The sequence below is a fragment of the Rummeliibacillus sp. POC4 genome (assembly GCF_003576525.1).
GTDB lineage: Bacteria > Bacillota > Bacilli > Bacillales_A > Planococcaceae > Rummeliibacillus.
In genome coordinates, this window is the sequence record NZ_QWUA01000012.1 from 67,863 (window position 1) to 77,935 (window position 10,073).

Below are 10,073 nucleotides of genomic sequence, written 5' to 3' on the forward strand. Positions count from 1 at the left end.
TTATTCACCCTCTTTATTCTTTTCCTTCATTTGTATGAATCATTGCAATTGATACTAGTTGGTGTACGTGTTCATCTGCTAATGAATAAAAGGCGAGCTTTCCTTGTTTTCGAAATTTCGCTAATCCCATATTTCTTAATAATCGTAAATGGTGCGAAGCAGTTGCAGTTGAAGAACCAATGATATTTGCTACATCGCATACACATAATTCCTTTTCTAAAGTTAAAGCATATGCAATTTTTAACCTTGTTGAATCGGCTAATGCCTTAAATAGCAATTCAACACCATTCACTTCTTCTATTTGCTGTTTTATCTTCGTTACTTTTTCTTCGTTGTAACAAAATACTTCACAACTATCTGAATTCGTTTTCTGAGCATCTTTACTCAAATCATCCACCTCAGTCAAACATCCGTTTGAATATAGTATATGCTTCAAACTTTACAATTGTCAAAAATGTCCTCAAATTATATTTTTTATCCAGATTATCTTAATAATGAAAAGTCTTGCATAAATTTTTGTACGTGATAAGCTATATAAGGAAACTGAATAGCACTAGGGGTGTCCGAGGACGGACTGAGACTGAACACCGGTGTTCTAAACCCTTTGAACCTGATCTAGTTTACGCTAGCGGAGGGAAGTGAGTTATATAAGTAATGATTCTTGTTATTTAACCCACTCTCCTATTGAGTGGTTTTTTTATTTGTACGAAACAACAATTAAATATTATTGATTCTACTAGGGGCGCCAATTGGCTGAGATTGTACCCTTTGAACCTGATCTAGTTTGCACTAGCGGAGGAAAGTAGTTTATGAGACATGTTATTTAATGTTTTACCGAAACTGCTTTCTTTATAGGAAGCAGTTTTTATTTTGTTTTAGGAGGGAGAAAAAATGACACTTAAGTTAAAAAATATTTCTTATAGCTATAGCAACAAGGACAAACAAAAAAATCAAGTAATTTCAAAACTGAATATGGAGATAAAAAAGGGAGAATTCATCTCTATTGTAGGTAGAAGCGGGACTGGGAAAAGTACCATTTTAAGATTAATGACGGGTCTTCTTCAACCCGACGAAGGTGAAATCCGCATTGATGATCTAGAGATTTCTTTAGGTGATGTTGGCTATATGCCACAAAAGGATTTACTACTTCCTTGGCGTACGATTCTCGATAATATTTTAATTGCGTCTGAAATTCAAAAGGATTTACATATATCGAAGGATGAAGCGAGGATTTGGTTACAAAGAGTAGGCCTTAGTGAATACGAGCACGCACTACCAAAACAACTTTCTGGAGGTATGCGACAACGTGTAGCTTTTTTACGTGCCCTATTAACAGGAAAAGATGTGCTTTTACTCGACGAACCCTTTGGAGCCCTTGATGCATTGACAAAAAAGGAAATGCAATCTTGGTTATTATCCATTTGGCAAGATTTAAACAAAACGATTGTTTTTATCACACATGATTTAGAAGAAGCCATTTTTGTTAGTGATCGGATTTTGTTATTACATCCAGATCAACGGATAGAAGAAATTTTAATACCCTTGCCACGTCCACGAAAATCGGAAATGCTTTTTTCTGAAGAAATCGTAACACTACGTCAAGAATTGGAGAAGAAAATTGCAAATGAAAGCACTCAAAAATTTTCTACAAACCTATAGTTTATTTATCGGATTTTCAATCATTGTACTTGCTATTGTTGAATGGCTTGTACGGTCTAAAATTGTTCCAAGTTTTATCATACCAGCACCAACTGGGGTTGTATCAATGATTTTTGCGAATTGGCAACCACTTTTAATCGAGCATTTAAGTGCCACAATGTTAGAATTTTTTATTGGATTTTCTATCGCTGTCATTGGGGGCATACTTATTGCAGTTATCATGTTTTTCTCAAAAACTATTGAAAAGATTGTCTATCCAGCAGTGGTGATCTCACAAATGATACCTATTATTGCACTTTCCCCAATCTTTGTACTGTGGTTTGGATATACCATCTGGAGCAAGGTGGCTGTCACTTTCTTAATCTGTTTCTTCCCTATTGTTGTGGGAACTTATGACGGTTTGAAGTCCTGTGATAAAGAATATATCGAAATGCTACGTTCGATGGGCGCAAACCGATTTCAAATTTTTCAAAAGTTACAAATCCCAATGGCACTGCCTTCCTTTTTCTCAGGCTTTAAAATGGCCATTGTTTTTGCCCTTGTTGGAGCCACTATTGGAGAATGGCTCGGTGCAAGTGAAGGGTTAGGCTATTATAGCAGAAGAATGTCAGGAAACTTAAATGCCGAAGGCGTCTTTGCAGCTATCACAGTATTAACCATTGTAGGTATTCTATTATTTGCATTAGCGTCATGGATAGAAAAAAGAGTTACAAATAAATGGAGCAAAGCCAACTAAATTAATAGGAGATGTTAAACATGAAGAAGTGGATGAATATTGCAATTGTACTTTTCTTAATCGTATTTTTAACAGGTTGTAATGGAAATAATCAAGCTTCCACAGAAAATGGCAAAAAACTAGATAATATTAGTATCATGCTAGATTGGTATCCAAATGCAGTCCATTCTGCCATTTATGTAGCAAAAGAGAAAGGTTATTTCAAAGATGAAGGTTTAAATGTAAAAATTGAAATGCCTGCAGATACAAATGATCCTCTGAAACTTGCAGCTACGGGAAAAGTAGATTTGGCAATCAGCTATCAAAATCAAGCAATTTTATCAAAATCTGAAGGAATCCCGATTGTCTCTATTGCATCACTCGTTAGACATCCACTCGACCGTTTAATGATGAAAAAATCTTCTGGTATTGATTCACCTAAAGATTTAGAGGGGAAAAATGTAGGCTATTCTTCTAGTGAATTAAGCGAAGCGACACTTAAGTCTATGGTCGAAGCAGATGGAGGCGATTTTAGTAAAGTGAAAATGACAGATGTAGGTTGGGATTTAATCTCTTCTGTTGCAACTAATCATGTGGATGCTATTATTGGCGGTTACATCAATCATGAATATGTCTTATTAAACAAAGAAGGATATGATATGAAAGCCATTAAAACAAGCGATTTTGGTGTACCTGACAATTATGAATTAGTCATCGTAACAGGTCAAAACACTTTAAACCATAAAAGAGATGATATCGAGAGATTTTGGAAAGCCGTTACTAAAGGCCAAGAAATTGTTAAGCAAAGTCCAAAAGAGAGTCTTCAAGTGTTACTAGATCACGAAAATGATAGTTTCCCACTAGATAAAGATGTTGAAACCAAAAGTTTAGAAATCCTTTTACCACTTATGGAGGATGATGGCGTACCATTTGGCTATCAAGAAAAAGAAAGTTGGGAACAAGCTGAAAAGTGGCTGTATAAAAAGGACGTTATTAAAAGCCACGTGAAACCCGAAGAAATTATGGAAAATATAATTGCTAAATAAGGGGTGAATACCATGAACAATTCGAGAAAACTAACCTATACCGCTATTATTGCTGCCATTACAACCATATCGAGTAATATTATTTACATTCCTTTAGGCTTTGTGAAAGTATTTCCTATACAGCACTTTGCCAATATATTATCCGCCGTACTTCTGGGACCCTGGTATGCAGTATTGCAAGCTTTCATAACTTCTACCCTTAGATTACTACTTGGAACTGGAACTGTGTTTGCTTATCCAGGTAGCATGATTGGTGCATTTCTCGCTTCTTTCCTATTTGCGAAAACCCAAAAAATAGCATTTGCTGGAATAGGAGAAGTCATTGGCACAGGTATTATTGGAGCCGTAGCCACTTATCCAATTGCTATATTACTTTTAGGACAAAAAGCAAGTTTATTTGGTTTAGTCCCTGCATTTGCAATTAGTTCTTTCACAGGGGCGATAATGGGATACGGATTATTGAAAATCTTAAACAAAAATCATATATTAGTTCATATCTCTTCAAAATAGAATTTACTAAACTGAGTCAATTTCATAATTCGAAGTTTTGATATAAAACATGGAAATTGAATGAGGGGATTATTTGTGCTATTTCTATTAGATTATTGTCTAATAGCGGAAGATGGCGACTCCTGCGGAAAGCGAGGAGGCTCAACGCTCGCCCGCGGAAAGCGCCATCTGGAGCGGCATATTGAACATATAGTATATTATAAGTAAAGTATTTATAAAATTGACTAAACTACTAAAAAATTGTTCTATATTTCTCCTCTTTTCATAAAATGAACAAAATAAATTGTTCTATAAGGGGATAGTAGAAGATGTATAATGTTCATTTTTATGAAAAGAAAACCGTTGTTTTAAGTCAATTACGAGAAACATTACCGTTAGTCAATGATCCTATTAAGATTAAGGGCCGAAAAGGTACAGTTATTGATATTATCAAAATATCCGAGCAAACGATTAATGTGCTAATCGAATTTGAAAAGGAAAAGAAAAAACAAAATCTATCAAAAGAGATTGGGAAGAAAAGAAAATAACTCAAAAAAGCCATGCTTACATTATCAAGTTCATCGAAAAAGAATATGAATATAAATATTCATTATTTTCACTTTTTCTGTGTTCTCGATTGTATACAATGGCTTTTTTACTTTTCTTATTTAACTAACACTTCTTCAATCGGCAGAACCGTAGAATACTTAACTTCTCTTAAAATTATGATTCATATTATCAAAATAAAGTGCTAAAATTATTAACATTAAAGCGGAGCTTCACTTTTTAATCTCCACTGTGTATCAATTATTTCAAATCTACAAAAACTAGTAGGTCATCTTATTTAGTAAGGGGAAATTTTCATGATAGAAAAAGTAACTTTTAGAGATGCAAACATCGAAGATTTACCAACAATAGTTGCGATTTATAACTCAACTGTTGCAAGTAGAATGGTGACAGCAGATACTGAACCTGTTTCGATTGAAGAGCGTACACCATGGTTTAATGAGCATAATCCATCAAAGAGACCTTTGTGGGTCGTCGAATATGAAGGCGAGATTTGTGGATGGATAAGTTTCCAATCATTTTATGGACGACCTGCATATGATTCAACTGCGGAGTTAAGTATTTATCTAGATGAAAAATTTAGAGGAAAAGGAATTGGCAAACTTACATTAAAACATGCAATAGATGCATGTCCAAGTTTAAAAATTCAAAATTTATTAGGATTTATATTTGCCCACAATGATGCAAGTTTACATCTTTTTGTTGATTTTCAATTTGAAAAATGGGCCCATTTACCAGAAGTTGCTGAGTTAGATGGAGTAAAAAGAGATTTGATCATTATGGGGAAAAAAGTTTAAACAAATTAGTATAGCACCTTCATTTGTTAGAATATACTCTTACAAATGGAGGTGCTATTTTTTATTCTTTTAATTGAAAGTTTTGGACATTATTTTCTAGTTCCACAGCCATTCTATTTGTTTTCTCAGAACGATGCGATACGTCATCAATCCCTGCTGTTGTTTGCTCTGCAGCTGCTGAAATATCGATAATAGTATTTTCGATGTTTTTGATAGTATTTGTAAATTCATCAAGTGATTCTCCAACTTGGTCAGCTTTGCTTGTCTCTGCAGTCATTAGATCTGAAATTGTAGTAATTTCTTTTACTGTTTCTGCGACAGACATCGAAATATCGTTCAGTGCATGCACCGTATGTTGAACAGTCTCCGATCCTTTTTCAATATACTTTGTATTATCTTCAGCTGATATAAGGACATGTTGTATGTGATTCATAATATCTTTCACAAGGTTATTTACCTTTAGAACTTCTCCATTTGATTGTTCTGCGAGTTTACGTACTTCTTCTGCAACGACTGCAAATCCTTTACCGTGCTCCCCTGCTCTTGCTGCTTCAATGGAAGCATTCAGAGCTAGTAGGTTAGTTTGATCTGCAATTTCTGAAATAGAAGTCGTGATGTTTTGAATTTTTTTTGCCGACTCAACTAAATTTTGAATTGTATCACTTACTTCTTTTGATCCCTTCTGAATAAGTTCCATGTCTACTTTAATTTCTTTTGCTCTTTCTTCCCCAGTTAATGCAATTTCCATTGTCTTATTAGATTTTTCTACAGTTTCATCAGCTTGTTCTTTCATATCTTTGAAATCATTTGCAAGTGACATCAACATGTTAGCTGCTTTTTCTGTATGATTAGCGCCCTCAGAAACAGACACAGACACTTCTTCTATATTGTTAGAAACAATTTGTACAGCACTACTCATTTCGTTCAATGAAGTCGTCGTTGAATTTGCATTAGATGTTAACTGATGTGATGTTTTCTGCATAGTCGAAACCATTTGTTGTAAATTATTTGTCATTTTATTGAGTATATTAGCTAAATCGCCTATTTCATCTTTACTTTTAATTTTTACTTTTTGGACTGCAAGATTACCTTCTGCAATTTGTTTAGCTTGCTCTATCAATTTTGAAATAGGATTTGTTTTTCTGCGAATTAACATGAATGTGATAATTGTAGCTAATAGCATTGGAATAATGCTTACTAAGATTCCTTTTTTCACCACATCCCATGTTCTTGTTTTAACAATATTTGCATCAAAATCAATAACGCTAATAGCTACGATTTCTTTATTTGGATCATGATCTTTATAAATTGGCGCATATCCAGAAATTCGTTTTAAACCGCCATATGTATATGGTTGAGAATATGTTGAATGTTTCATCTTCAGCAACATGTCGATAGCATCCTTATCAACGTGGAATGAGTCTCCAGTTGAAAAGCCTTTCGCTTTAAGATGTTCATCTAATGCTAATATTTTTCCATTAAGATCTAATATATATTGCGTTTCAAAAATATCTTTATGATTTACAGTCCACTTGATTTGGTCACTGATTTTATCCTTTGCCGCTTGATCTCCTGACAATGCATTGTCAATATCAATAGAATTCAATAAACCCGTAGTAATATTTGCACAACCATAAGCTTCAACTCCTGCAGCATCATAAAGCTTATCATAAGCTGTTTTATATGTTGCAATTGAAGTGATTAACATCATTACAATTATGATTCCAGCAATGATTGTACCTAGTTGAAATGTTAGTTTACGAAACATTTTCATAATTCATTAGTATCACCTTTCGAAATATATTATAGTTCTTAGTTCTTATATTACCACTTAATTCCAAAGGATTATATAGCTATATTAGCTTTGGAAGAATTTTATTATTTATTGACTATTTTTTGATAGTTATCAAGAAAAAATGGAACATATTGAATATTCATTTTTTTAGCATTAAGAAGGTGAATCCTTCCAACTTTCCAAAAATTGAAGTGTGCGATTTCTTCCAATCTCCATTAATTGAAGTTTTGTCTCCTCATTCAAATCAAATTTTGTGGCACTATATTTTTCAACCGGAATAAAAATAATACTCTTTTCATGCACTCTGGAAATATATCGCTCATCATGTGCATCCTTCATCGTGCTAAAGAGCGCTTCAAATAAATTAAGTCCATTCTTAATCTTATGAGGTTCCATATGTTCCTTTGCGCTACTTAGTTTTAATCCCAGCATTGGCCGACCTTTCCGTTTGTTTTCATCATCAAATAACCAAATTGGAAAATTACTTAATACACCACCATCTACAACGATGGACTCCCCTCCTGAAACTCTCATCTTCACAGGTTGGAAGAAAAACGGAACGCCACAACTCATCCTTAAAGCTCGCGATATCAAAAATGATCCAGGATTAACCCCATATTCTTCTAAATCATCTGGCAAGACAATCATTTTACCATTCGTTAAATCAGATGCTATCAATTTTAATGCCCCTTCTGGCAAATCATCAAATGTATAGACATCTTTATCAGCTAGTTTTTCATAAAACCATTTTTCCAACTCTTTTCCTTGATACAATCCCATACGAAAATAAAGGTTAATCCATCTCATAAATGGTATAGAGCTAAAAGCCATTGGTGAATCTAAAAAAGTAGCTACATCTAGCTCATCAAGCAATTTTTCAATTTCATCTGCCGAATATCCAGCCGCAATAAAACAGGCCAAAATTGCTCCCGCACTCGTTCCGGCAACTCGCTCAAAATAAATGCCTCGATCTTCTAATACTTGAAGTGCACCGACAAATGCAAACCCCTTAATTCCACCACCTGAAAACACCCCATCAACGAGCAATCACTTCCCCCCTTACAAATATTTTAAGAAAATTGGAGAGATTTTAGAACTTATGTCGATTATTTTTAACTATTAGTAAATATATTTTTACTTTTTTTAATATTATTATTGAAATTGAACTTTATTAGTAATAATATATTTACTAAAAGGAGGCAATTTATATTGAATCAAGAAATAGCAAAAGAATATATTGCACTGATACCTAACTTATTTGAAAGCTTTAGCGAACTAAACAAAGGAGCATCTGAATTAACTCATATGCAAAACCATGTCATTGAGTATATCTATATGCAACAAAAGTCATTGAACCTGAAAGAGATTAGTTCCGGATTAAATGTAGCCAAACAACAACTAACAAACATCATAAGTGAGTTAGTATCAACTGGTTACTTGATAAAAGAAACTGATAAAAAAGACAAACGTGCCATCCTCATCTCTCTTTCAGCAAAAGGAACAAAGACTCAAGAAGAAAAATGGAAGGCAATTTATCAAAAGTTCAGTGAAAACCTAAGCAAATTAAACGAAGAAGATCGTCGTGACCTGCAATTCGCTCTTCACAAAGTAAATCTACTTTTAAATAAGATGGAGGATTAAAAAATGTCACAAAGAGATCGTGTATCTATTATTGTTATGGGCGTAATTATCGGGGTTATATTTGGATTGATTTTTAAAGATATGTATCATTGTTTGATAACTGGTGTTGTGGTAGCTTCCATAATTACCATTAAATTGAGCCAACAAGCGAAGAAATCAAAAACTTGTATTCACGAATGATTTTATGATTTTTATATGATGGATTCTTGGGGAAGTTTGTTTCTTCGCTGTGATTTATTTCTTTTTTCAAAGTGTTTATTTCCTTATTCTCGAGATTTATTTATTTTCCGATGACTTTATTTCTTCTCGAGATTTGTTCAGTTCCGCCACTACGATTTCAGGTCGATTAAATATGCGGAAAGTGAATCCACTATTACCTAATCCTCGACTTATTACTTGGGTTAAGTTTCCCAATTTCTCAACTCCATCAATATGCGATGATGGAAAGAGGTTGAAGTTGTGGTCAATCACTCCTCCTATTCCCGGAATTCGTATAATACCACCGTGTTCGTGTCCATTGAACGTTAAATCGATCCCACTTTTTTCATAAGCTTGATAATCTTCTGGGCGATGTGCAAGTAATACTTTATATGTTCCATCATTTTTCATAGATTTATAAAGCATTTCTTCTGCGTTTTCTCCACTTAACGGGTCATTAATTCCAACTATTTGTATAACTGCACCGTTTTTTTCAAAATAATTATTGCTATTAAATAACACATGAATACCTAGCTGAGATAATTTTTCTGCTAAGACGCCTTTAATATTAAGCGCTTCTTCATGATTGCCAGTTACATAATACACGGGTGCAATATCAACAAACCCCTTCATAGCTTCCAGACTTTGGTTTAAATCATAATGATAGCGATCCACTAAATCACCTGTAATAAAAATAAGGTCCGGTTTTTCTTTCTTTACTCTTTGGATTAGCTTCTTTTGTTTATAACCAAATGTAGCATAGTGTAAATCAGAAATTTGAACTATTCGTAATCCATTCATAGCATTCGGTAATTTTTGAGCTACAATCGAATATTTTGTCACTTTAAGCCAATACTGGTTCATATACACAAAAACGACCACAGCACATAACGCTATTATTGAATAAATAATTTTTTTCAAAGATAACCACCCTACCTAATCCACTAAAAATTCAATTTGTTAATTTAAGACGTTTTTTGCTCTGTAATGTTGCCTTTTTAATTTATATATTCTATGTAAGTATAGGTTTAATCTTCAACGCTAAAACAAAAAATGTTGTAGATTTTTCTACAACACCACAAGTATTTTTATATACATTTTTCATTTTAATAATAAAGTTCTAATGAACATAGCTATCAAAGTTAATCTCATTTTCGAAAATAAAT

Annotated in this window: 12 protein-coding genes and 2 riboswitches; of the genes, 8 read left to right on the plus strand and 4 right to left on the minus strand. The window is 33.5% G+C overall.

All coding sequences use genetic code 11. The features are described from left to right. Nucleotides 1–13: 13 nt before the first annotated feature. Nucleotides 14–388, minus strand: coding sequence for an ArsR/SmtB family transcription factor (locus tag D1606_RS06305; RefSeq protein WP_119415175.1), 375 nt, complete (start codon nt 386–388; stop codon nt 14–16). Nucleotides 389–545: 157 nt separating this feature from the next. Continuing rightward, a riboswitch (TPP riboswitch) is annotated at nt 546–654 on the plus strand. A gap of 74 nt (nt 655–728) precedes the next feature. Then, nucleotides 729–818: riboswitch (TPP riboswitch) on the plus strand. A 73-nt stretch (nt 819–891) separates the two neighbouring features. Between D1606_RS06305 and D1606_RS06310 the strand changes: the two genes are divergently transcribed. The 6 genes from D1606_RS06310 to D1606_RS06335 all read left to right on the plus strand — a co-directional run bounded on the left by D1606_RS06310 (nt 892) and on the right by D1606_RS06335 (nt 5,273). Continuing rightward, nucleotides 892–1,659 carry an ABC transporter ATP-binding protein gene (locus D1606_RS06310; RefSeq protein WP_119415176.1) on the plus strand — a complete coding sequence of 256 codons (768 nt, stop codon included), beginning with the start codon at nt 892–894 and terminating at the stop codon, nt 1,657–1,659. Then, nucleotides 1,625–2,395 carry an ABC transporter permease gene (locus tag D1606_RS06315; protein ID WP_119415189.1) on the plus strand — a complete coding sequence of 257 codons (771 nt, stop codon included), beginning with the start codon at nt 1,625–1,627 and terminating at the stop codon, nt 2,393–2,395. Before D1606_RS06310 ends, D1606_RS06315 begins: the two co-directional genes overlap by 35 nt. Before the next feature lie 20 nt (nt 2,396–2,415). Beyond that, complete coding sequence (locus tag D1606_RS06320) at nt 2,416–3,420, plus strand: ABC transporter substrate-binding protein (RefSeq protein WP_119415177.1); 1,005 nt, start codon at nt 2,416–2,418, stop codon at nt 3,418–3,420. A gap of 12 nt (nt 3,421–3,432) precedes the next feature. Then, a complete protein-coding gene (thiW, locus tag D1606_RS06325; RefSeq protein ID WP_119415178.1) occupies nt 3,433–3,930 on the plus strand; it encodes an energy coupling factor transporter S component ThiW in 498 nt (165 codons plus the stop codon). A 308-nt stretch (nt 3,931–4,238) separates the two neighbouring features. Then, a complete protein-coding gene (locus D1606_RS06330) occupies nt 4,239–4,457 on the plus strand; it encodes a hypothetical protein (protein WP_119415179.1) in 219 nt (72 codons plus the stop codon). A 315-nt stretch (nt 4,458–4,772) separates the two neighbouring features. Further along, nucleotides 4,773–5,273 carry a GNAT family N-acetyltransferase gene (locus tag D1606_RS06335; RefSeq protein WP_119415180.1) on the plus strand — a complete coding sequence of 167 codons (501 nt, stop codon included), beginning with the start codon at nt 4,773–4,775 and terminating at the stop codon, nt 5,271–5,273. A 61-nt stretch (nt 5,274–5,334) separates the two neighbouring features. On the opposite strand, the gene D1606_RS06340 is transcribed toward D1606_RS06335, so the two are convergent. Together D1606_RS06340 and D1606_RS06345 are read right to left on the minus strand one after the other, a co-directional pair. Next, nucleotides 5,335–7,047 (minus strand): methyl-accepting chemotaxis protein, encoded by a 1,713-nt coding sequence (locus tag D1606_RS06340; RefSeq protein ID WP_119415181.1) that lies wholly within the window; start codon nt 7,045–7,047, stop codon nt 5,335–5,337. Nucleotides 7,048–7,221: 174 nt separating this feature from the next. Continuing rightward, nucleotides 7,222–8,115, minus strand: coding sequence for a patatin-like phospholipase family protein (locus D1606_RS06345; protein WP_119415182.1), 894 nt, complete (start codon nt 8,113–8,115; stop codon nt 7,222–7,224). A 162-nt stretch (nt 8,116–8,277) separates the two neighbouring features. Between D1606_RS06345 and D1606_RS06350 the strand changes: the two genes are divergently transcribed. Beyond that, nucleotides 8,278–8,709 carry a MarR family winged helix-turn-helix transcriptional regulator gene (locus D1606_RS06350; RefSeq protein ID WP_119415183.1) on the plus strand — a complete coding sequence of 144 codons (432 nt, stop codon included), beginning with the start codon at nt 8,278–8,280 and terminating at the stop codon, nt 8,707–8,709. Nucleotides 8,710–8,712: 3 nt separating this feature from the next. Beyond that, nucleotides 8,713–8,889, plus strand: coding sequence for a hypothetical protein (locus D1606_RS18945; protein WP_164489620.1), 177 nt, complete (start codon nt 8,713–8,715; stop codon nt 8,887–8,889). A 96-nt stretch (nt 8,890–8,985) separates the two neighbouring features. Here the strand turns inward: D1606_RS18945 and D1606_RS06355 are convergent, their stop codons facing one another. Then, nucleotides 8,986–9,828, minus strand: coding sequence for a metallophosphoesterase (locus D1606_RS06355; protein WP_233548035.1), 843 nt, complete (start codon nt 9,826–9,828; stop codon nt 8,986–8,988). Nucleotides 9,829–10,073: the final 245 nt, after the last annotated feature.

Excerpts from the sequence above, each read along its gene's own strand:
- D1606_RS06310 (WP_119415176.1), top strand. The coding sequence starts at position 892 with ATGACACTTAAGTTAAAAAATATTTCTTATAGCTATAGCAACAAGGAC.
- D1606_RS06315 (WP_119415189.1), top strand. The coding sequence starts at position 1,625 with ATGAAAGCACTCAAAAATTTTCTACAAACCTATAGTTTATTTATCGGA.
- D1606_RS06320 (WP_119415177.1), top strand. The coding sequence starts at position 2,416 with ATGAAGAAGTGGATGAATATTGCAATTGTACTTTTCTTAATCGTATTT.
- thiW (WP_119415178.1), top strand. The coding sequence starts at position 3,433 with ATGAACAATTCGAGAAAACTAACCTATACCGCTATTATTGCTGCCATT.
- D1606_RS06330 (WP_119415179.1), top strand. The coding sequence starts at position 4,239 with ATGTATAATGTTCATTTTTATGAAAAGAAAACCGTTGTTTTAAGTCAA.
- D1606_RS06335 (WP_119415180.1), top strand. The coding sequence starts at position 4,773 with ATGATAGAAAAAGTAACTTTTAGAGATGCAAACATCGAAGATTTACCA.
- D1606_RS06340 (WP_119415181.1), bottom strand. The coding sequence starts at position 7,047 with ATGAAAATGTTTCGTAAACTAACATTTCAACTAGGTACAATCATTGCT.
- D1606_RS18945 (WP_164489620.1), top strand. The coding sequence starts at position 8,713 with ATGTCACAAAGAGATCGTGTATCTATTATTGTTATGGGCGTAATTATC.